Annotated in this window: 19 protein-coding genes and 1 pseudogene; 9 read left to right on the top strand and 11 right to left on the bottom strand. The window is 63.3% G+C overall.

The annotated features are described in order from the left end of the window. Window positions 1-6 precede the first annotated feature (6 nt). From BMZ25_RS05705 to trpS, 5 genes are all read right to left on the bottom strand, one after another. A complete protein-coding gene (locus BMZ25_RS05705) occupies window positions 7-462 on the bottom strand; it encodes a universal stress protein (RefSeq protein ID WP_092689919.1) in 456 nt (151 codons plus the stop codon). A 27-nt stretch (window positions 463-489) separates the two neighbouring features. Beyond that, entirely contained in the window at window positions 490-1587 is a 1098-nt protein-coding gene (locus BMZ25_RS05700; protein ID WP_092689916.1) for a hypothetical protein, read from the bottom strand. Between the two features lies 1 nt (window position 1588). Continuing rightward, window positions 1589-2452 (bottom strand): branched-chain amino acid aminotransferase, encoded by an 864-nt coding sequence (locus BMZ25_RS05695; RefSeq protein WP_092689913.1) that lies wholly within the window; start codon window positions 2450-2452, stop codon window positions 1589-1591. A 72-nt stretch (window positions 2453-2524) separates the two neighbouring features. Next, window positions 2525-3004, bottom strand: a complete 480-nt coding sequence (locus tag BMZ25_RS05690) for a VOC family protein (RefSeq protein WP_092689910.1) — start codon at window positions 3002-3004, stop codon at window positions 2525-2527. A gap of 264 nt (window positions 3005-3268) precedes the next feature. Then, on the bottom strand, window positions 3269-4291 hold the full coding sequence (gene trpS / locus BMZ25_RS05685) for a tryptophan--tRNA ligase (RefSeq protein ID WP_092689907.1): 1023 nt from the start codon (window positions 4289-4291) through the stop codon (window positions 3269-3271). A gap of 77 nt (window positions 4292-4368) precedes the next feature. On the opposite strand from trpS, the gene BMZ25_RS05680 reads away from it, so the two are divergent. Then, window positions 4369-5055, top strand: coding sequence for a rhomboid family intramembrane serine protease (locus BMZ25_RS05680; protein ID WP_092689902.1), 687 nt, complete (start codon window positions 4369-4371; stop codon window positions 5053-5055). Here the strand turns inward: BMZ25_RS05680 and murJ are convergent, their stop codons facing one another. The 3 genes from murJ to BMZ25_RS05665 are packed head-to-tail and all read right to left on the bottom strand — an operon-like array spanning window position 5056 to window position 10545. After that, window positions 5056-6594 (bottom strand): murein biosynthesis integral membrane protein MurJ, encoded by a 1539-nt coding sequence (murJ, locus tag BMZ25_RS05675; RefSeq protein WP_092689898.1) that lies wholly within the window; start codon window positions 6592-6594, stop codon window positions 5056-5058. Beyond that, window positions 6594-9401 carry a [protein-PII] uridylyltransferase gene (locus BMZ25_RS05670; RefSeq protein ID WP_092689895.1) on the bottom strand — a complete coding sequence of 936 codons (2808 nt, stop codon included), beginning with the start codon at window positions 9399-9401 and terminating at the stop codon, window positions 6594-6596. Before BMZ25_RS05670 ends, murJ begins: the two co-directional genes overlap by 1 nt. Continuing rightward, window positions 9361-10545, bottom strand: coding sequence for a penicillin-binding protein activator (locus BMZ25_RS05665; RefSeq protein WP_092689892.1), 1185 nt, complete (start codon window positions 10543-10545; stop codon window positions 9361-9363). Before BMZ25_RS05665 ends, BMZ25_RS05670 begins: the two co-directional genes overlap by 41 nt. Before the next feature lie 94 nt (window positions 10546-10639). On the opposite strand from BMZ25_RS05665, the gene rsmI reads away from it, so the two are divergent. From rsmI to gshB, 3 genes are all read left to right on the top strand, one after another. Next, a complete protein-coding gene (rsmI, locus tag BMZ25_RS05660) occupies window positions 10640-11494 on the top strand; it encodes a 16S rRNA (cytidine(1402)-2'-O)-methyltransferase (RefSeq protein ID WP_092689885.1) in 855 nt (284 codons plus the stop codon). Between the two features lies 1 nt (window position 11495). Further along, window positions 11496-11849 (top strand): YraN family protein, encoded by a 354-nt coding sequence (locus BMZ25_RS05655; protein WP_092689879.1) that lies wholly within the window; start codon window positions 11496-11498, stop codon window positions 11847-11849. 70 nt (window positions 11850-11919) lie between these two features. Beyond that, complete coding sequence (gene gshB / locus BMZ25_RS05650; RefSeq protein ID WP_177190398.1) at window positions 11920-12870, top strand: glutathione synthase; 951 nt, start codon at window positions 11920-11922, stop codon at window positions 12868-12870. On the opposite strand, the pseudogene BMZ25_RS05645 reads toward gshB, so the two are convergent. Beyond that, a pseudogene (locus tag BMZ25_RS05645) lies at window positions 12867-13742 on the bottom strand (YifB family Mg chelatase-like AAA ATPase); the annotation flags it as partial. The gene gshB and the pseudogene BMZ25_RS05645 overlap by 4 nt on opposite strands. A 715-nt stretch (window positions 13743-14457) precedes the next feature. Here BMZ25_RS05645 and BMZ25_RS05640 point away from each other — a divergent pair. The 5 genes from BMZ25_RS05640 to BMZ25_RS05620 all read left to right on the top strand — a co-directional run bounded on the left by BMZ25_RS05640 (window position 14458) and on the right by BMZ25_RS05620 (window position 18624). Beyond that, window positions 14458-14778 carry an H-NS histone family protein gene (locus BMZ25_RS05640; RefSeq protein ID WP_092689874.1) on the top strand — a complete coding sequence of 107 codons (321 nt, stop codon included), beginning with the start codon at window positions 14458-14460 and terminating at the stop codon, window positions 14776-14778. A 658-nt stretch (window positions 14779-15436) separates the two neighbouring features. Beyond that, on the top strand, window positions 15437-15721 hold the full coding sequence (locus tag BMZ25_RS05630; protein ID WP_092689868.1) for a hypothetical protein: 285 nt from the start codon (window positions 15437-15439) through the stop codon (window positions 15719-15721). 856 nt (window positions 15722-16577) lie between these two features. Then, complete coding sequence (locus BMZ25_RS20740) at window positions 16578-16748, top strand: hypothetical protein (RefSeq protein ID WP_177190397.1); 171 nt, start codon at window positions 16578-16580, stop codon at window positions 16746-16748. Window positions 16749-16751: 3 nt separating this feature from the next. Continuing rightward, entirely contained in the window at window positions 16752-18014 is a 1263-nt protein-coding gene (locus BMZ25_RS05625) for a radical SAM/SPASM domain-containing protein (RefSeq protein ID WP_092689864.1), read from the top strand. Between the two features lie 34 nt (window positions 18015-18048). Continuing rightward, window positions 18049-18624, top strand: coding sequence for a DUF1353 domain-containing protein (locus BMZ25_RS05620; RefSeq protein WP_092689862.1), 576 nt, complete (start codon window positions 18049-18051; stop codon window positions 18622-18624). Between the two features lie 981 nt (window positions 18625-19605). Here the strand turns inward: BMZ25_RS05620 and BMZ25_RS05615 are convergent. Together BMZ25_RS05615 and BMZ25_RS05610 are read right to left on the bottom strand one after the other, a co-directional pair. Then, a complete protein-coding gene (locus BMZ25_RS05615) occupies window positions 19606-19872 on the bottom strand; it encodes a hypothetical protein (protein ID WP_092689857.1) in 267 nt (88 codons plus the stop codon). Continuing rightward, window positions 19869-20420, bottom strand: a complete 552-nt coding sequence (locus BMZ25_RS05610) for a recombinase family protein (RefSeq protein WP_092689852.1) — start codon at window positions 20418-20420, stop codon at window positions 19869-19871. The genes BMZ25_RS05615 and BMZ25_RS05610 overlap by 4 nt, the downstream gene beginning before the upstream one ends. Window positions 20421-20554 lie beyond the last annotated feature (134 nt).

The raw sequence follows: 20554 nt of genomic DNA, 5'->3' as shown, positions 1-20554 counted from the left end.
TCGCGGTCAGGTGATCGACTCGAGCCGCTCCTTCGACAGCTGACCGGGCACGATGGTCACCGGCACGGGAAGGCTGCCCGCGTTGCGCGACAGCTGCGAGACGAGCGGGCCGGGGCCGCCCTTCTCGTCGCTCGCGCCCAGCACGAGCACACCGATCGCGTCGTCGGCCTGCACCTGGTCGAGGATTTCCGGCACCGCCTCGCCCTCGCGGATGACGAGTTCGGGGTCGATGCCCTGGCGGTCGCGCATCCACTTGGCGAACACCTCGAAATGCGCCTCGATCCGCTCGCGAGCCTCCTGGCGCATGATCTCGCCCACGCCGATCCAGTGATTGAACTCTTCGGGCGGGATCACCGACAGGATCTGCACGCCCGCGCCCGTCTTGGCGGCGCGCATGGCGGCGAACCGCATCGCGTTCAGACATTCGCGGCTATCGTCGAGGATCACCAGAAACTTGCGCATGGACGCTGCCTTCCCGTTGCCGCGCGATCATGGACGAGGGGGTGCGGGCTGTCCACCGGGGCGCACCGTCGGTTCGATCCGGCGGCGCGGGCGGCGGCGAGCCGGCTTCGGCAACGCCCGGCGCAGGGCGAAGAGCACGAGCGAGAGAAGCTGCGCCAGCAGCAGGCCGATCAGCCCGATAGCCAGCAGCGCGAGGTCGGACAGCCGCGTCATCAGGCGGAACACCCGCGCCTTGCCGAGCGCGTGCAGCGCGGGCCGCGTCCCTTCGCCCACCGCGTCGGACACGCGGGCAAGCCGGGCCACGTCGTCGGGCCCGTCGGCATACCGCATCAGTGCCAGCGCGTCGGCGCGCGACGTGTTGCCGGCGAGACGGACCACGTCGTCGGCCATGCGCCCCAGGGCCGCTGCCCGCGCGGTGTCGATCAGCGCCTCGGCCGGGGCCCGGCCGGTCGCGACGCGGGGCAGCGCGTCCAGGTGCAGAAGGGCGGGCAGCGTGCGGGCCAGGTAGGCCTCCATCGGGCGGCTCAGGGCCCTGGCCCGGCGCGCGGTCCGCAGGGTCGCGCTGCCGGCCTTGACCGTCAGGCTGCTGCCGCCCGAGACGAGCGCGAGCGCGCTGGCGCTGAGCCCGGCGGTGGCCAGCGCCACGTCCACGCGGTCGATCTTGTCCCCCGTGGCCCAGTCGCGGCCCGCGCGGGCAAGGGCGCCGATATCCCCGAGCGGTGTAAGCTCGACCGGCAGGTTGCACTTGAGCACGAGGTCGAGGTCGGGGCAGGTCGCCGGATCGGCTGCGCAGCCTGCGCAGGCGGCAAGGCCGGTCTCGGCACGCTCCAGCGCGTCCAGCGCAGCGGCCTGTTCGGGGGCGATCGGCAGGTCGCGCTGCCGGGCCAAGGCCGCCGTCTGACGGGCGCCTTCGAGGTCCGCTTCGGACAACTCCCGTTCAAGCCGTCGCGCGATCCAGTCGGCATCCACCTGCCGCGCCAGGGCGGCGTCGACGGCCAGGTCGATTTCGTGGCTGCCCCGCTCGACGAAGGGCTGCGCGAAGGGATGCGTCGCCAGCACCGTCCAGTTCGCCCAGCCCGTTCCCAGCGCGATGCAGGCAAGGCAGGCACGGGCGAGGGCGATCATGTCACGGCTCCGAGTGGGCCCAGTCCCAGTAGAGGTCGCGCACGCGGCGGCTCATGGCACCGACCTGATACCGGGTGCCGTCGAACTCGGACACCGGCGTGACCTTCATCAGGTTGCCGGTCAGGAAGACTTCGTCGGCGGTGCGGAAATCGTCGAAGGTCAACACCGCCTCGTGCACCGTCACGCCGTCAGCGCGGAGGTTGGCGATATGGCGCGCGCGGGTGATCCCGGCCAGGAAGGTGCCGTTCGGGATCGGCGTGAACACCTCGCCGTCGCGCGCCATGAAGACGTTCGCCGTGGCGGCCTCGGCCACGTTGCCGAGCGCGTCGGCCACGAGCGCGTTCGCGTATCCCTTGCGCCGCGCCTCGGCCAGCATCCGCGCGTTGTTCGGATAAAGGCAGCCCGCCTTGGCATTGACGACCGCGTCGTCCAGAACCGGCCGGCGGAACCTGGTCGTGGTGAGATTGGCTGTCGCGTCGTCGGGCGCCATCGGCACCTCTTCGAGGCAGATGCAGAACCCGGCGGGCGCGTCGCCCGGCATCACCGCCAGGTGCCCACCCTCGATCCCCCAGTACATCGGGCGGACATACACGGCCGCCTCGCGCGGATACTGCGCGAGCCCGTCCCAGACGATCGCCTCCATCTCTTCCGGCGAGACGCTGGGCGTCATCATCAGGGCCTCGGCCGAACGGTTGGTCCGCGCGCAGTGGGCGGCAAGGTCGGGGGCCAGCCCGTTCACGTAGCGGGCGCCGTCGAACACGGTGGTGCCCAGCCATGCGCCGTGGTCGGCCGCCCGCATGACGGGAACGTCGCCCTCATGCCAGCGCCCCTCGAAATAGGTCCGGATGTTCTTGCCTGTCGCCATGCCGTCGCTCTCTTGCCCTTGGAGAGTGGTTAAACCACCGGCGGGCAATCGCGTCCAGCGGGGCCGTGCGGCTCAGGCGACCTCGGCCAGCAGGGCGGCGAGGTCCAGCCGCCGGGTGACCATCGCGAGGCCGCCATCGGCATCCGTCGGCCAGGCGGCACGCGCGCGGTCACGGTAGAGCTCTACGCCGTTGCCGTCCGGATCGCGCAGGTAGACGGCTTCGCTGACGCCGTGGTCGGACGCGCCGTCCAGCCGGATCCCGGCGTCGAGGACGGATTGCACCGCGCGGGCCAGCGCGGCGCGGTCGGGATACAGCACCGCCAGGTGAAACAGGCCCGTATGGCCCGGCGGCGGCGGCGTGGCGCCCTCGCTCTCCCACGTGTTCAGGCCGATATGGTGGTGATAACCGCCGGCCGAGAGAAACGCTGCCCGATCTCCCATGCGCTGCATGAGCTCGAAGCCCAGCACGTCGCGATAGAACGCGACCGCGCGGTCGAGGTCGGCCACCTTCAGGTGGACGTGGCCGATACGTGTTTCTGCCGGTGCTGACATCTAAGCGCCCTCCTGGGATGCGATGCCAAGGAAATTACACCTCTTGGCTCGCGCATAAATATCCGGAAAAGGCCATCTTCTGTGCGCCAGTGCGCAAAAGGCCCCCGGCCGGAGCCGGGGACCATGTCTCGGGGCCGTCCGTCCGCGCGGGACGGTTGCGCAGGGTGGGGACCTTCGGCCCTGTCGCGCGCCCTTGGGACGCTGGGGAGAGCAGGGCGCGCCGTACTCACCCCTACCGGACGGAGACGTCAGTTTCGTGACGCGTCAGGCGCCGACGAGGCCGACGATGCGATAGGTCTCCTTCAGGATCGGCTCGGCGATCCCGCGGGCGCGTTCGGCGCCGCGGGCGAGGATCGCGTCGATCTCGTCGGGCTGTTCCATCAGGCGGGCCATCTCGTTCGAGATCGGCGCCATCTTCTCGACCGCGAGTTCGGCCAGCATCGGCTTGAACTGGCTGAACTGTTGCCCGGCGACATTGGCGATGGCCCGTTCGGCCGAGATGTCGCTGAGCGCGGCGTAGATGTTGATGAGGTTCCGCGCCTCGGGCCGACCCTCGAGCCCGTCGAGCGTCTCGGGCAGGGGATCGGGATCGGTCCGCGCCTTGCGGATCTTCTTCGCGATCGCGTCGGCGTCGTCGGTCATGTTGATCCGGCTGGCGTCGGACGGGTCCGACTTCGACATCTTCTTCGAACCGTCGCGAAGCGACATCACCCGCGTCGCGGCGCCCTCGGTGACGGTTTCGGTGATCGGGAAGAACTCGGTCTCGTAGTCGTAGTTGAACTTCAGCGCGATGTCCCGCGTCAGCTCGAGGTGCTGTCGCTGATCCTCGCCCACGGGGACGTGGGTGGCGTGGTAGACGAGGATGTCCGCCGCCATCAGCGCCGGGTAGGCGAACAGCCCGAGCGAGGCGTTCTCTGCGTTCTTGCCGGCCTTGTCCTTCCACTGGGTCATCCGGCCCATCCAGCCCATGCGGGCCACGGTGTTGAAGATCCAGGCAAGCTGGACGTGCTCGGGCACCTGGCTCTGGTTGAACAGGACCGCCTTTTCCGGGTCGATGCCGCTGGCGATGAACCCGGCGCACAATTCGCGGGTGTTGCGGGTCAATGCCGCCGGATCCTGCCAGACGGTCATCGCGTGGAGGTCCACCATGCAATAGATGCACTCGTAGCCGCCCTCGTCCTGCATCTCGACGAAGCGACGGATCGCCCCGAGATAGTTGCCAAGGGTCAGCCCGCCCGAAGGCTGGATGCCGGAAAACACGCGCGGGGCGAAGCTGCGCTCGGCCATGGGGGACTCCCGTGCTGGAAAATACTGTCCGGCTCGCTTACCCATGCGCCCGGAAAGCGTCAAGAAAGGCCGCGCCGATGAGCCAACCGCATACAGCGCCCCCGTTCAACCCGATGCCGCCCGTGGTGGTGGCGCTCGCGGTGGTGATCTTCGGGATCGAGGCCGTCCTGTCGCTCGCCTCGCGCGGGCTTCTGGGCGGGGCCGAGGCGATCGGCTGGCGTGTCGACCTGATCAATCGCTTCGCCTTCTCGCCGCAGATCTTCGACCGGATGCTCGAATCCGGCACCTGGCCACTCGACCAGGCGATGCGGATGGTGACCTATCCGTTCATCCACCTGGCGTTCACCCACGTGCTGTTCGTACTGGTCTTCCTGCTGGCGCTCGGCAAGATGGTGGGCGAGATCTTTCATCCGCTCGCGCTCCTCGCGGTGTTCTTCGGCTCGGCCGCGGCCGGGGCGCTGGCGTATGCGCTGCTGATGAACGATCCCAATGCGCTGGTCGGGGGATACCCGGCGGTCTACGGCCTGATCGGCGCCTACACGTTCCTGATGTGGACTGGGCTGGGCGCGGCCGGTGAGAACCGGTTGCGCGCCTTCACGCTGATCGGCGTGCTGCTGGGGCTGCAACTGGTCTTCGGGCTTCTGTTCGGAGCCTCGAACTGGTGGGTGGCCGAGGTCGCCGGCTTCGTCACCGGCTTCCTGTTGTCGTTCGTTGTCAGCCCCGGCGGCTTCGGCCGCGTGATGCAGAAGCTGCGGCAGCGCTGATCAGCGGCGCACCGCCCCGCGGATGTCCGAGAGGGCGAAGGCCCCCATACGCGTGCCGAGCAGGTAGTAGACGCCCATGCCCAGCGTCACCAGCAGCGCCAGCGCGCCATAGCGCCAGGCGTCCGATTCGAGCAGCGGCGCACCGGCGCGGGCCACGAGGCCCAGCACGACGGCCATTCCGACCGAGGCGGCGAGGATGCGCCAGACGCGGCGGCGGAAACGGTCGTCCGGCATCGCCGCCGGGCCCATCGCGCGGCTGCCGCGCCACAGCAGAACCGCCATCGTCCATCCCGCCAGCGTCGTGCCGATCGCGGCGGCGACGAAGCCCAGCACCGGCGCCAGTCCGATGGCAACGACGGCATTCACCGTCAGCCCGACCAGCGCATACCTGAACGGCGTCGTGGTATCCTCTCGCGCGAAGTAGAGTGGCTGCAGCACCTTCTGTAGCACGAAGGCGGGCAGGCCGGCACCGTAGACTGCCAGCGCGATTGCCGTCGCCTGCGTGTCGGAGGCGTCGAACTGCCCCCGTTCGAACAGGACCGAGACCAGCGCCGCCGGGACCGCCAGGAAGGCCAGCGCGGCCGGCACGGTCAGGGTCAGCGCCATCTCGGCGGCCCGGTTGAAGGCGTGTCGGCCGCCCTCGGTGTCGTCGGCGCGCAGGCGGCGGGACAGGTCGGGCAGCAGCACGACCCCGATGGCGATGCCGATCACCCCCAGTGGCAACTGGTAGAGCCGGTCGGCGTAGCTGAGCCACGCGACGGCGCCCTCGAAGAAGCTCGCCACCTGCCGGCCGACCAGCAGGTTCACCTGCATCACGCCGCCGGCGAGCGCCGCGGGACCCGCGATCACCACCAGCCGGCGCATCTCGGGCGTCCAGCGCGGCCGTTGCAGGCGCATGCGGAATCCGGCGCGGGCGGCAGAGACCCAGACGAGCGCCAGCTGCGCCACGCCAGCCACGGGCACCATCCAGACCAGCGCGTCGCCCACGGGCCAGCCGCGCCACCCGGCCACCAGCATCGAGCCGACGAGGAGGATGTTCAGCAGGACCGGCGCTGCCGCCGCCGCGACGAAACGGTTGACCGAGTTCAGGACCCCCGACAGCAGCGCCGCGAGCGAGATGAACAGGACATAGGGGAAGGTGATCCGGCCATAGAGCACGGCGAGGTCGAAGCGCTGGTCGTCGACGAAGCCCGACGCCATCGCCAGCACCAGGACCGGCATCGCCACCTGCGCGGCCAGCGTGAACACGATCAGCACCGTGCCCAGCCCTGCGAACGCCTCCCGCGCGAAGCCCTCGGCATCCTCGCCGGCCTCGATCTTTTTCGAGAACATCGGGACGAACGCCATGTTGAACGCGCCCTCGGCGAAGAAGCGGCGGAACATGTTGGGCAGGGCGAAGGCCACGAGGAACGCCTCGGCCACCGGACCGGTGCCCAGCGTCGCCGCGATGATGATGTCGCGCGCGAAGCCCAGCACACGACTTGCAAGCGTCCAGACCCCGACGGTCAGGAAGCCCCGGATCAATCTGATTGGCTGCATCAGCGCCGCGCCCTTTCGGCCCCCTTGTCGATCGCCTCGCGCAGTTTCTTCTCGAGGCTCTGGCGTTTCTGCGCCGAATGGATCTTTAGACCGAACATGTCTTTCACGTAGAAGCTGTCGACCACCTGCGCGCCATAAGTCGCGATGACGGCCGACGATATGGAAATGTTGGCATTCGCCAGCGTGCGCGTCAGGTCGTAGAGCAGCCCGGCGCGGTCGCGCGTGTCGACTTCGATGATCGTGTAGATCTCCGAGCCGTCATTGTCGAACGTGATCGAGGTGGGCACCCGGAACGGGCGCTCGCGCTTCTTCATCTTGTCGCGGCTCTCGAGCGCCTCGCTCGCCACGACTTCTCCGTGCAGCGTGCGCTCGATCATCGAGCGCAGGCGCGGCAGACGGTCCTCGTCGTAGGGGCTGCCCTCGATGTCCTGCACCCAGAAGACCGCCGTGGCAAAGCCGTCCTTCGTCGTGTAGGTCCGCGCGTCGACCACGTTCGCCCCGACCAGCGCCAGGGCCCCGGCGAGGCGCGAGAAGATGCCGGGATGGTCGACCATGGCAAAGCAGACGCGGGTGGCGTCGCGGTCCTCGTCGGGGGTCAGGTCGATGCGGATGTCGCCGTTGCCCAGCCCCCGCAGCATGTGCGCGAAGGTGACGTGCGCCACGGTGTCCATGCCCTGCCAGTAGGGCGGGTAGTGCCGCTTGGTCTCGCGCTTGACCGTCGCGCGGTCCCAGTCTGAAAGCGCCTCGCGCAGTTGGCGCCGCGCCTCGGCGCCGCGCGTCTCGCGGTTGAGCGCCTCGAGCCCGTTCTCGAGCGCATGGGCGGTCTCGGAATAGAGCGTGCGCAGCAGCTGCGCCTTCCAGTTGTTCCAGGTGCCGGGGCCGACGCCGCGGATGTCGCAGACGGTCAGCACCGTCAGCAGGTCCAGCCGCTTGGTCGTGCGCACCGCCTTGGCGAAGTCGCGGATCGTGCGGGGATCGGCCAGGTCGCGCTTCTGCGCCATGTCGGACATCAGCAGGTGATACCGCACCAGCCATTCGACGGTATCGGTGTCGGCCTGCTTCATGCCGAGGCGCGGGCAGACCTTGCGCGCGATGCGGGCGCCCACGACCGAGTGATCCTCGGTCATGCCCTTGCCGATGTCGTGCAGCAGTAGCGCGATATACATGACCTTGCGATCGACGCCGTTCTTGAGGATGCGGCTGGCGATCGGCAGCTCTTCGACCAGTTCCTCGCGCTCGATCTGCGACAGGGTCGAGACGCACTGGATGATGTGTTCGTCCACCGTGAAGTGGTGGTACATGTTGAACTGCATCATCGCGACGATGCGCTCGAATTCCGGCAGGTAGGCGCCCAGCACGCCGATCTCGTTCATGCGGCGCAGGCCGCGCTCTGGGTTGCCGTACTTGAGCAGCAGGTCGAAGAAGATACGCGCGGCGTCGGGATCTCGGCGGACCGGATCGTCGATCAGCCGGAGGTTGGCGGCGATCTGGCGCAACGCGTCGGGATGGATGAAGAGCCCGGTCCGCAGCGCCTCTTCGAAAATGCGCAGGATGTAGAGCGGGTCGTCGAAGATCCGGCTGTCGGAGTCGAAGGCGAGACGGTTCTGCAACCGGCGGAAGCCCTTGCGCGTCCGTGGCGGGCGGCGAAGGATGCTCTTGAGCCTGGGCGCCTTGCGGACGTGGTCGGCCTCGAGCGCGCTGAGAAAGATGCGCGTCAGCTCGCCCACCGTCGTCGCGTGACGGAAATAGGCCTGCATGAAATGCTCGACCCCGCGGCGGCCGCCCTTGTCGACGAAGCCCATGCGCTCGGCCACCTCGATCTGCATGTCGAAGGTCAGCTGATCCATTGCGCGCCCGGCGATGAGGTGCAGGTGGCAGCGCACGGCCAGCAGGAAGTTCTCGGCCTCGATGCACTCGTCGAACTCGTCCTGTGTGAACAGGCCCTTGTCCACGAGGTCGGCCGCGTCCTGGACGTGGTTCACGTACTTGGCGATCCAGAACAGCGTCTGCAGGTCGCGCAGGCCGCCCTTGCCCTCCTTGACGTTGGGCTCGACGATATAGCGCTGTCCCCCCTGCTTGCGGTGGCGCTGCTCGCGCTCGGCGAGCTTCGCCTCGACGTAATCCGAGCCGGTGCCCTCGAAGAGATCGGACCACAGCTTCTCGCTCAGATCGGTGTCGAGCGCCGCGTCGCCGCCGAGAAAACGATGCTCTAGCAGGGCGGTCCGGATGGTGTAGTCGTCGCGCCCCAGCCGCAGGCATTCCTTCACCGTCCGGCTGGAATGGCCAACCTTCAGGTGCAGGTCCCAGAAGATGTAGAGCATCGATTCGATGACGCTCTCGGCCCACGGTGTCAGCTTCCACGGTGAGACGAACAACAGGTCCACGTCCGAGAACGGCGCCATCTCGGCGCGGCCATAGCCGCCCACGGCGAAGACCGACAGGTGCTCGCCCTCCGTCGGCGTGGGATTGGCGTGCAGCCGGGTCGTGGCCAGCTCGAACACCAGCGCGACGACGCGGTCCGTCAGGTAGGAATAGGACGAGACCGCCTCGCGCGCCGCGAAGGGGCGGGCGGCGAAGGCGGTCGCGATCGCCTCGCGTCCCGCCGCGAGCGCGTCGCGCAGATGCGCGACCGCGGCCTGCCGTACCGGCGTACCGTCGGCCGCGTCGCGGTCGATGGCCGCGGTCACGGCTGCGGTGTCGAAGATGTGGCGCGCCGGACAGATCAAGCTGTCCGGCGCGCGATGGGTGTCGTCCGGGGGGGCCGGTTCAGAAACCGGCGCTGCCGAAGCCGCTTGGGGCAGGGTCAATGACAACCACCTGATTGTTCTGGATCTGGGCGACGGCGAGGGCCCGTTCGACGGTACCGTTCGGCTGCAGGCGGAATGCGCCGCCGGCGCCCTGGAAGCCCTGGCGCTGGGTCAGCGCCCGGCGGGACAGCGCGTTCGCGTTCCCCTGGGCGACGAGGCTGCCGACGGCGGCCACGGCATCATAGGCGACCGTGCCGAGTGCGGGATTCGGGACGCTGCCGTAGGTGTCGGCATAGCGCTGCTCGAAGGTGCGGACGCGGCCCGGATCGGGCAGCGCGAACCACGCGCCCTGCAGGCCGTCGAGCCGCAGCGCGCTGGACGGCACGTCGAGCCGTTGCAGGCCGATGTAGCGCGTGGTCTGCGGCGACAGTCCCGCGGCGGGCAGCTGGTCGGCGAGGAACGGCAGCGCGCCCTCGCTGCCCGAGGTCAGGAACACCGCGTCGGCGCCTGCGTCCTGCGCCTCTTGGGCGAGGCGGGGCGCGGCGTTCTCGACACCCTGCTGGCTCAGCGGGAAGCTGCCGGTGCCGGCGAGATTGGCGCGCGAGGCGTTGATCGCCTGCACGATCGCGTCGCGGCCCTGGATCTCGGCCGAATCCTCGCCGTGGATCACGTAGATGTTCGAGCGGCCGTTCTGCGCGGCATAGCTGACCAGCCGGTTCGCCGTGTTCGCGAAGGTGTTGCCCAGGACGAACACGTTGCCGCCGGCGATGGCGGTGTTGTTCGACAGCGACAGGATGTTCACGTCACGGTTGGCCAGGGCGACGCCCGCGGCGTTCGCCGCCTGCGAGAAGACCGGGCCGATGACGATCTTGGCGCCCTCGTCGGCGGCGCGGGTGGCGGCCGCGCTGGCGGTCGAGGGATCGCCGGCGGTGTCGTAGACTCGCAGGTCGACCTGCGCGCCGTTCAGGTCCGAGACCGCCATCCGCGCGGCGTTCTCGACCGATTGCGAGATCGAGGCCCCGCCGTTCGACGCGCTCTGCGGGACCAGCAGCGCCACCTGCACCGGCGCGCCAGGGTCGATTCTCTGCCCCGAATTGCCCCCCGTCATCGGCGCCATCGGCGTACAGGCGGCTGCTGCGAGGAAGGACAGCAGCAAGGCGAGGCGGCCCAGCGGGTTGCGAAGGGCGGCGAAAGAGGCGAACATCTGCGGGCTCCGAGACAAGGGGCGTTCAAGCGTCGGTGAAGAGCCTATGCCGACGATCCGCCGGTGTAAATCGACCCCCGAACAGGACCAAGCGATGCCCGCCGAAATCCGCCCCCTCGCGCCGGGGCTCTATCTCGTGGCGACTCCGATCGGAAATGCACGTGACGTGACGCTGCGCGCCCTCGACATCCTCGCCTCGGCCGACGTCATCGCCGCCGAGGACACCCGCACCACGCGCAAGCTGATGGACATCCACGGCATCCGCCTGAGCGATCGTCCACTGATTGCCTATCACGACCACAACGGCCCCTCGGTGCGCCCGCGGCTGCTGGAGATGATCCGCGAGGGCCGCTCGGTTGCCTATGCCTCGGACGCCGGGACGCCACTGGTGGCCGATCCGGGCTTCGTCCTGACGCGTGAGACGGTGGCGGCCGGTCTGCCGGTGACCGGGGCGCCGGGGCCCTCGGCCGCGCTGGCCGCGCTCAGCCTGTCCGGCCTGCCGAGCGACCGGTTCCTGTTCGCGGGCTTCCTGCCAAGCGCCGCCGGTCCGCGCCGCGCGGCGCTGACCGAACTGCAGGACGTGCCGGCGACGCTCGTGCTGTTCGAGTCGCCGAAACGGTGTTCACGAACGCTTATGGAAATGAGCGATATCCTCGGGGAAGAGCGGCAGGCGGCGCTTTGCAGGGAACTGACAAAGAAGTTCGAGGAAGTGCGCCGCGGGTCGCTGGCCGAGCTGGCGGCGGGCGTCTCGGACGACCCACCCCGTGGCGAGGTCGTGCTGGTCGTCGATCGCAACCGCGCCGCGGCCAGCGCTGAGGACATGGAAGCGGCGTTGAAGGAGGCCCTGCAGACGATGCGTGTGAAGGATGCGGCGAACAGCGTGGCCGAGGCGTTCGGCCTGCCCAAGCGCGAGGTGTATCAGGCCGCGCTCAGACTGGGGGAGATGTAGGATGCCGGGCGGGGCTGTAGGATACCATGCCGGGCTCTCTGCCGAAGAGCAGGTCGCCGCGCACTACCGGCGCAGTGGCCACGAGATAGCCCATCGCCGCTGGCGCGGCCGTGGTGGCGAGATCGACATCGTCGCGCGGCAGGGCGACACGATGGTCTTTGTGGAGGTGAAGGCGGCCTGCAGCCACGGCCGGGCAGCCGATCGGATCGGACGCCGCCAGATCGAGCGGATCTACGCGGCGGCCGGAGAATACGTCGCCGGAAACGAGCGCGGCCTCGACACCGACATGCGGTTCGAGGTGGCGCTGGTCGACGGCGCGGGACGGATCGAGATCGTCGAGAACGCGTTCCTCTGATCGCGCGCATTGCATTGCGCGCGCCCGGCGGCTGGGCCATGTAGGTCGCGCCGAAGAGAGAGGATGCGCCATGGCCCTGAACGTCGCTTTCCAGATGGATCCGATCGAGTCGGTCGACATCGACGCCGACAGCACGTTCCGGCTGGCGGAAGAGGCCCAGTCCCGCGGGCACAGCCTGTTCGTCTACGGACCGCAGGCGTTGAGCTGGCGCGAGGGCCGGGTCGTCGCACGCGGACGGGACGTGCAGCTGCAGCGGGTCCGCGGTGACCATGTCAGCTTCGGCGCGTGGCGCGAGGTCGACCTTGCCGACATGGACGTCGTCTGGCTGCGGCAGGACCCGCCGTTCGACATGGGCTATATCACCTCGACCCATCTTCTGGATTTCGTCGCCGACGAGACCCTGATCGTGAACGAGCCGTTCTGGGTCCGGAACTTCCCCGAGAAGCTGCTGGTCCTGCGCTTTCCCGACCTGATCCCGCCGACCCTGATCGCGCGGGATCTGGGCACGCTGCGCGACTTCAAGGCCGAGCATGGCGACATCATTCTCAAGCCGCTCTACGGCAACGGCGGCGCGGGCGTGTTCCGCCTGACCGACAGCGACCGAAACCTCGCCAGCCTTCACGAGCTGTTCTCCGGCATCAACCGCGAGCCGCTGATCGCGCAGGCCTACCTGCCCGCTGTGACGAAGGGCGACAAGCGGGTGATCCTCGTCGACGGCGAGCCGGTGGGCGCGATCAACCGCGTGCCGGCCGAGGGCGAGACGCGGTCGAACATGCATGTGGGCGGCAAGGCGATGAAGGCCGAACTGACTGACCGCGACCGCGAGATCTGCGCCGAGATCGGGCCGATCCTGCGCGAGCGAGGGCAGGTCTTCGTCGGGATCGACGTCATCGGCGACCGGCTGACCGAGATCAACGTCACCTCGCCCACGGGCATCCAGGAGATGGAGCGGTTCGATGGCAGCAACGTCGCCGGCCGCATCTGGGAGGCGATCGAGGGCCGACTCGACTCGCGCGGTTAACCCTCGGCGGAAAACCGATAGCTGATCGCCTCGGCCAGGTGCGGCACCTCGACCGCGTCTGCACCTTCGAGATCCGCGATCGTGCGCGCCACGCGCAACAGGCGGTGATAACCGCGGGCCGTCAGCCCGAACCGATCGGCGGCGCGGGACACCAGCGTGCGCCCTTCGTCCGACGGCGCGGCGACCTCTTCCAGCAGCGGCCCGGTCGCATCCGCGTTGACCGCGCAGCCCTCGATCCCCTCGAAGCGCCGTGCCTGCAGGCGCCGCGCCACTGCGACCCGGTCCGCTACCTCGGCCGAGGTCTCGCCGCTCGCCGGGAGATCTAGGTCGGCAAAGCTCACCGGGGGCACGTCGACCCGGAGATCGAAGCGGTCCAGCAGGGGGCCCGATATCCTTGCCATGTATTCCTCACCGCAGGCCGGGGCGCGGGCACAGGCGCGGGCGGGATCGGTTAGATAGCCGCACCGGCACGGATTGGCGGCCGCGACCAGCATGAAGCGGCAGGGATAGCGCACATGGGCGTTCGCCCGCGCGATCACCACGTCGCCGGTCTCGATCGGCTGGCGCAGCGTCTCGAGCACTGCGCGGGGAAATTCGGGGAACTCGTCCATGAACAGCACGCCGTTGTGGGCGAGGCTGATCTCGCCGGGCTTGGCGCCCTTGCCGCCGCCCACCACCGCGGCCATCGAGGCAGTATGGTGCGGCTCGCGGAAGGGCCGCGCGCGTGAAATGCCGCCCTCGTCCAAGAGGCCGGCGAGCGAGTGGATCATCGAGGTCTCCAGCGCCTCGGCGGCGGAAAGCGGCGGCAGCAGGCCGGGCAGCCGCTGCGCCAGCATCGACTTGCCGGACCCCGGCGTGCCCACCAGCAACATGTTGTGGTCAATTCTACAACAGCGGGCGCGTGAAAAACTTGCAAAAACAGCGAAAAATCTTTGAGATACAGGGCGCTGGGCCACATGGGTCGTATAAATACATGTACTACGCACGGTTCCTCCCGGTGTCGTCGTAGCCATAAAACGGACGTCAAACCTGTTGAACGTCCAAGTTGCACATCGACTTGGCCGTGGAACTCAGTATAGGACCCGCTTCCTTCGGGAAGATCATGCTATCAGCAAAGGTAGACTGGCTGACGAAAAATTCCTACCGTGACGAGGGCAATGCTGCACTGTAACCCTCATGCTCAAACGAAGTCGCTCCAATGGCTCGTTTCGAGTAACCGTCAGGACGAAGCAGAGAATAAAAGGCGACCGGCTGACCGCCCTTTCCTGTTGTGATACAGGTTTCTCTATTGGAGGGTGCGACCGGGACGGTTAATAAGACCGAGGCACACTTCACCTGTCGGAAGGTGAAGTGTGTCTCCCAAACAATTAATAAGAAATTATTAAAATAAGGAATATTTGTAATAAAAGGTCATAAATGAAACGAATGCAACGCATTCAATCGCCAACGGCGATTTCTATGAAGTATCTATTGTGAAATTTTCTGGGTTGTTTGTTAAGATCCAATTTCGTGTTCTTAATCAGTTGATGATATTTCCAGCCTCACTATATTTTTTGTGTCTCTACACACTGTTCGGAGGTTTGGCTGTTGCACAAACAACTTGATCAAATGAACCGCGACGAACTTGTGGACCTTCGCAAGCAGGTCGACAAAGCCTTGAAGTCGTATGAGAAGCGCAAGTTGGAAGAGGCAAGGCGAGAGGCGGCAAAGGCTGCCGCCGAGTTCGGTTACTCGCTGAACGATCTCAGGGGAGGCGACAAGGGGAAGCCCAAGGGGGCGAAGTTGCCGCCGAAGTATGCACATCCGGATCAACCGGGATTGACGTACTCGGGACGGGGTCGGAAACCGAAGTGGCTTCAAGAACGGTTGGACGCCGGCGCGAGCCTTGACGATTTTCTCATAAAGTAACGTTGTTACAATTTCTTGTTGATAATCGAACGATATAACAGCATTCTCAAAATCCAAACAAATTGGAGTGTTTAATTATGGAGAAAACAATTGCTGTGGTTTCGTTCGGATTGTTCACAGCCATTGCGCCAGCCTACGCGGCTACCACGTCTTCTGTCTCTGGGATCCTCTCCCATCAAGCCGTTGAGCATGGTGGGGGTTGCAGGAAGGATTCGCCGGCGGGACAGTGCTGCCACGCGGGTTCGGAACCGTATCACTGCCATTGAGGCGGTGTTCCGAAGTTCTTAGCCAGTAGGGTCTGTAACGGGCCACGGTAATGGGTGACAGGGCGCTATGTCCTGTCATCTCATCGATATTACGAGGCTACCTTGCGTCTTTCCGCAGGTGTCTCGTGAGCCATGTTGACGGCTGTCCGGATGAGGTTCCGTCGGGTTGGTCCAGTAGCAACCTGATCGCGTTCTCGATTAGCCGCGTTCGGGACAACTGCTCTGTCCGGCGCTGATCCAGCCGGTCCACCAAGTCAGCATCAAGGTTCATGTGAACGGCTTTTGTTGTTTTTGGCATGTATCTACACTCCATGTTGTTTGGTCATGTAGATATTTATCCAGAAAACGTGCTGAACTATGAAAAGATCTAAAAAAGATAAAAGAAAGGTAGTATGGTAAGAAAACAGTTTCAGAATATTCCGCGAGAATCCGATACAACCATTATACTGCGAGCCGATGCCCACATCGACGATCTTGAAGTGTTATACGAGAAATGGTGTTGGGGCGGCATCTACGCTGAAAGCATCGTGTTTCTGGCCTCAGATGTTGCCGGCTACACAGACGAACAGATTTCAGACCTTGTTAATAGCACTGCTGTTCCGCAAGGCGAGGAAGATACGATCGTACGACGTTCGGGCGATTTCGTGTTTGCGAGCCTGAACTTCGTGGAGCCTTGACCGGGGCAGTTCCCCCAGCTCACCAAGGGTTGCCCTCATCGTCAAACGCCTGCGATACCTGCGCCGCCGCCGACTGGCTGGCGAGGACCTGTCGTCCATAAAATGCCGGCATCTCTGGTGACCGCCAGCGTCCGGCGACCATGATCGAGGACAAGTCGCGACCAAGCCGGAAGGCATCCTGAACCCCACCGACGCGCGTGCTGTGCGCTGAAACGTCTGCCCGGCCCGTGCAACGCTTTTGACCCGTGACGCCTTCGCTGGGTCAAGAGGCGTCTTCATACTGCCCTTCTGGGACTTCGTTAGTATCGGATCATCTTGTCTGAGGACGGCGACTTCGATCCATCGCAAGACGTCGACGGTTCCGCGTGCCGAGAGAAATGCATAGGCGCCCTCACCGAAGGGATCCGTTCTGGACCGGGCGACGAAAAGGACGCTGCTACCATCTTCTTGTCGGGTGACGTCCCGGACCTTGAACGCTACCAGTTCAGAAGCGCGGCACCAGCTATCGGTTGCGAGCCAGAGCAATGCCTTGTCACGCAAGTCTTTCCGCCTCCCACCGAGCCGTTCGATCGCGGTGACAACCTCACGCTTCCCAATGCGATCGACCGTGGGGATCTCCGGAACAGGAGAGGTCGGTCACGTAGTAAGCCTAGTTCCCGGCTTGCGTGTCTAGGTCGAACTTCGGTGGGCGCGAGGCGGGAGAATGTACAGACTTGCAAGCGCAGCGGCAATTATCCGTCCATCTCGTCCTCGTCTTCAGCAGTATTAGAGGAGGGTCGTGTAGGTGCGTGTCTAAAGTTGTAGCCATCAAACTGATTCTAGGATATAGTGTTTGTTATTAGCATGGGAGTCTATTATGGCAGAGCAAAAGATCTCCAGCGAACGCGGAGTTTTCCTTACCGTTGAAGATATTGAGCGGCTTGCAAAGGCGTTCGAGGGCACGGTGAAGGCGGACGTCAATGCAGCAGCTGATGCCCGTGCCAGTAGCTGTGGAGTGGTTGTTTGCGGTAATGGCGCTGCTGTGTAGCAAATGCCTCGCTTCTCACAGGCGCACTACGCCACTTGGTATGACACGTTGAGCCCCAAGGAACGACAATTTTTGGGGCCGGCGACACCAAGCGCGTCCGTGCGAAAGCTCGTTTTCGATCTCGCATCAACATGCAACATGGGTTGCACATATTGTTTCGCGGATCGAGGTATGTATGGCGCTCCCTCTGAGCCGACGTCCCGTATCCTTACAGCGGAAGCCGCGGCGCGGATCGTAGAGAAGGTTGTCCAGAACTGCGATCAAATTAATCATGTCAAGTTCTTCGGTGGTGAGCCGCTGCTAGGAGCTGATGCCATAGATGTAGTTTGCACTATGATGCGTCGTGCATTTGATGATGGCTTGCTTTCTAGGCAGCCGACTTTCAACATTATTACCAATGGAACGATCTATTCTGAAAAGATCGCCAGAATGTTAACTGAGCATTCTATACGAATTACTGTCAGTATTGATGGACCAAAAGACATACACGATGCTCAACGCCGATTCAATAACGGCCGAGGAACGTTTAATAAAATATGCAATAACGTTGAAAAACTCGCTAGTTATGGGTGCCGGTTAGGTGTGCTTGAAGCTGTTTTTACTCCTCTTCATGTTGAGCAGGGGTATTCATTGCTGTCATTGTATAAATCTCTCGCGAGCGACTTTTCAAAAGATTTCGAAATGATTGTAGTACACCCAATGGATCAGCCAACAATCAATGAGCTCCCCGAGAATGGATTCAAGAGCCGGTATCAGGATGCTATTAGAGAGCAAACGAAAGAGCTTTACGAGTACTTGATCTTTGAGGATGTGAAATCCGGCAGCGCGGAAAGAACACGACACGCAATAGATTCTCTTACCAGCGCGGCAAAAGACGAAAACCTATGTGGAGTTGGAAGCGATATTATCACAATAAAGCCAGATGGCGCCGTGGTATCCTGCTATGTTTTTTCAAGTCAGAAAGAGTTTTTGTACGGTAATATCCTTTCGGATAAATTTTGGAAGCGCTTCAGATCTGGGTCTCTGTCAAGTGCTATGCGCTCTGCGAGCAGGTTTTCGCATGACGCGTGCAACGCTTGCGACATCCAGAAGTCCTGTACTCATTGCCTGAGCGGAATGGATAAAGATAGTGGGCTGAATAGCCAGCTCCCAGATGTGAACTGTGGATTCAATATTGGTCAAATCGAAGGCATTTTTGACGCGCTTAATGGGCTAAAGAAAAAAGACGAATTCGAAATCCTTCTTCGACGGTGGGCATCTGAGTAAATCTTTAGCTAAATTCATTTGGAGCGCCTTGCGAATGAATGCGGAGGATCGCATTGCTCTTGAAGCAAAGAGGGCGGAGATTGAATATCGGCGGTCGCTATCTCGTGAAAGCAGCATCAAAGATGCGATTAGTCGCCAAGGCAGTAATCATAACCCTCGCAGCTATGATGATACTCCGGTGGGTACTTTCCATAGTGCTGATAAAATTTTTCTTCGTTGGGTTGAGCCGGATCTTTTTGAGTATATGCCAAGGCAGCCTGAAAATTTTTCATTCGAGAGAAGTTCGGGAGATGTGATTACACCAACGCGAATGTTCACAGACGGAGGCTCTATTCCTAGAGCTGGTTGGGTGCTCGCTGACTTTTCACCATGGAACTACGTTCCAGCCTTCATTGTGCATGACTGGGAGTTCGATGCTCATCATTGCGAAGTATCTGAAAAGACGTTTGATGAAGTTTCCGCTACAATGATGGAAGGCGTGAAGACTCTGATGGAGACCGGTGTGTGTGAAAAGAGCATCTTCGCATTCAACGCGATACAAGCCGGAATAAGTTCATTCATCGGAAGGCGTTCTTGGGAGCGGCGCGTTGACGTCTGCCCTTTGCCCTAGGTGCTTTTCCTCACGTCAAATGCAGGGGCTATCTTGGTAGTGCATATTTTTTAATGGGCAACATTATGCTAAAGAATGTGCTGAGGTTAACGGTTGTATTTCTGATTTCAGGCGCACTTCCGGTACCGGCGCAGGACGAAGCGATTTCCTTGCCCGGTTGGCAGAGTCTCGAAGCGGAGACACAGAATACAATTCGAGAAATAATTCAAGATAGTGGATTAATTTCGGGCAAGACCGTGATCTCTGGTAATGGCAACTCAACTCCTTCTCCGGCGTCACGAGTGTTATGTATCGGGGCCTGTGATAGTCGTTATCAAGCGGCTGTCGCGGCTTGTAACGAGATAACATCTGAAGGCGATCCGAGAGAGAAATGTATTCTTCTTGCCAATATAGCTTACCAGAATTGCCTTGCAGCGTGTTATAACAATCGATAACTGGTTTCTTCCAGACTAAGGGGAGGGGCAGATTTGGCCGGAAAGGTAATGATTATTATAATTAAAGTTTCGGTCGTGGTCCGCAGTCGTTGCACCACTGGCAGAACTGGCCGACTATCAGGGGATAGTTCCTAAGTGTTTGTGGCGCAAAGGCTTCTTCCGATCGTCGCTGGTATTCCTCGATGAGCGCATCCCGCGCTTCGCCGGGGGCGATCGTCAAGTTTGCGATCACCTGACTCCGTTCGTCCTCTCGGTTGAACCTCGCGTCCATGACTGGCCCTTAACGATACCCAGTCTTGCTATGTTAACCGATCATTAACCGGTTCTTGCGAGGAACTTGCGTCGAGTGACACGGGAGGCAAGAATGCGCGCACCGCGGGGACTTGAAGGGTTTGACGCAGCCTGCATGAAGGCGTTGCTCGACTACGTTGAGCGGTATGGGCTAACCGAACTTGCGCGAGAAGCCCTTGTTGCTACCAGTGATGCGGACGGCGCAACGGCCATTCCCCAAACGGGCAAGACGCACCCGCAGGCTTGACCTTCGATCTCAGTTCTCGGAGCCGCCTCCGTCCCAATCGTCATTCCGATCAATGTTCACGCGGCTGCGTATCGCCTTCATGTCTTTCATGGAAAGAAGGGGTGCGGACCATTTATCGGTGCCCGGTCCGTTATCCCTTACGCGCTGGCGGGCAAGGTCCAGCATGCCGTCGTCTGCCATGCCGATTTCGCCAAACGCCTGTAGCAGACGCTCGTAGTTCTTGCCCTCGCGCGCTACCTCAATCGCCACAGTGTCGAGTAGCTGTTGATCGATCATCGGGGCGACCTCTCTGCCAGCACCCGGTACACGCTCGCGCGTGAAGCCCCGACGGCGTCGGCAATAGCCGTGGCTCCAAAGCCGGCATCCTTCAGTCGGCGGACCTCGCTGCGGTCTATGGACGGTTTGCGACCCTTGTAGACCCCGTTTGCCTTGGCCTTGGCGATGCCTTCTGCCTGACGCTTCCGGATGATGCTGCGCTCGAACTCAGCGAAGGCGCCCATCATCTGTAGTTGTAGCTTGGCGAACGCGTCGTCGGCGTCTGCGGTGAATGACAACCGCTCGGTGAGGAAGGTCACGGCGACACCCTTGTCGTTCAGTGTCTGTATGACCTCCTGCAAGTCGCGAAGATCGCGCGCCAGACGGTCGATCGAGAACACGATGACTTCGTCACCTTCCCGTGCGAAGTCTAGCATCTGTCGCAGGGCAGGGCGGTTCTTGAAAGAGCCGCCGGAAACCTTCTCTTCGAAAACTTTGTCCGTCTCGCCCAACTCCTGACGAGCAAGGTTTTGATCCTCGGAAGAAACCCTTCGATAACCAATCTTCAACGAGTGATGTCTCCTCGTTGCAAATACCTCTAGACCTTAATGAGATTCGTCTCAAAATGCAATATTGAACCCATGTAAGACGCAAGATCGTGTCCAAGGGCGATGTCTCGAAAGGGTAGAGGTTCTCAAGACGC

It is taken from the genome of Tranquillimonas rosea (genome assembly GCF_900111315.1).
In the GTDB taxonomy this organism is placed as follows: Bacteria; Pseudomonadota; Alphaproteobacteria; order Rhodobacterales; family Rhodobacteraceae; genus Tranquillimonas; species Tranquillimonas rosea.
This window is presented reverse-complemented; position numbering and strand designations above follow the sequence as displayed.

What these genes read in the sequence shown, in the direction of transcription:
- rsmI (WP_092689885.1), top strand. Translation starts at nt 10,640, where the DNA reads ATGCCCGCCGAAATCCGCCCCCTCGCGCCGGGGCTCTATCTCGTGGCG.
- BMZ25_RS05630 (WP_092689868.1), top strand. Translation starts at nt 15,437, where the DNA reads ATGGTAAGAAAACAGTTTCAGAATATTCCGCGAGAATCCGATACAACC.
- BMZ25_RS05655 (WP_092689879.1), top strand. Translation starts at nt 11,496, where the DNA reads ATGCCGGGCGGGGCTGTAGGATACCATGCCGGGCTCTCTGCCGAAGAG.
- gshB (WP_177190398.1), top strand. Translation starts at nt 11,920, where the DNA reads ATGGCCCTGAACGTCGCTTTCCAGATGGATCCGATCGAGTCGGTCGAC.
- BMZ25_RS20740 (WP_177190397.1), top strand. Translation starts at nt 16,578, where the DNA reads ATGGCAGAGCAAAAGATCTCCAGCGAACGCGGAGTTTTCCTTACCGTT.
- BMZ25_RS05705 (WP_092689919.1), bottom strand. Translation starts at nt 462, where the DNA reads ATGCGCAAGTTTCTGGTGATCCTCGACGATAGCCGCGAATGTCTGAAC.
- BMZ25_RS05625 (WP_092689864.1), top strand. Translation starts at nt 16,752, where the DNA reads ATGCCTCGCTTCTCACAGGCGCACTACGCCACTTGGTATGACACGTTG.
- trpS (WP_092689907.1), bottom strand. Translation starts at nt 4,291, where the DNA reads ATGGCCGAGCGCAGCTTCGCCCCGCGCGTGTTTTCCGGCATCCAGCCT.
- BMZ25_RS05665 (WP_092689892.1), bottom strand. Translation starts at nt 10,545, where the DNA reads ATGTTCGCCTCTTTCGCCGCCCTTCGCAACCCGCTGGGCCGCCTCGCC.
- BMZ25_RS05620 (WP_092689862.1), top strand. Translation starts at nt 18,049, where the DNA reads ATGAATGCGGAGGATCGCATTGCTCTTGAAGCAAAGAGGGCGGAGATT.
- BMZ25_RS05695 (WP_092689913.1), bottom strand. Translation starts at nt 2,452, where the DNA reads ATGGCGACAGGCAAGAACATCCGGACCTATTTCGAGGGGCGCTGGCAT.
- BMZ25_RS05700 (WP_092689916.1), bottom strand. Translation starts at nt 1,587, where the DNA reads ATGATCGCCCTCGCCCGTGCCTGCCTTGCCTGCATCGCGCTGGGAACG.
- murJ (WP_092689898.1), bottom strand. Translation starts at nt 6,594, where the DNA reads ATGCAGCCAATCAGATTGATCCGGGGCTTCCTGACCGTCGGGGTCTGG.
- BMZ25_RS05615 (WP_092689857.1), bottom strand. Translation starts at nt 19,872, where the DNA reads ATGATCGATCAACAGCTACTCGACACTGTGGCGATTGAGGTAGCGCGC.
- BMZ25_RS05680 (WP_092689902.1), top strand. Translation starts at nt 4,369, where the DNA reads ATGAGCCAACCGCATACAGCGCCCCCGTTCAACCCGATGCCGCCCGTG.
- BMZ25_RS05690 (WP_092689910.1), bottom strand. Translation starts at nt 3,004, where the DNA reads ATGTCAGCACCGGCAGAAACACGTATCGGCCACGTCCACCTGAAGGTG.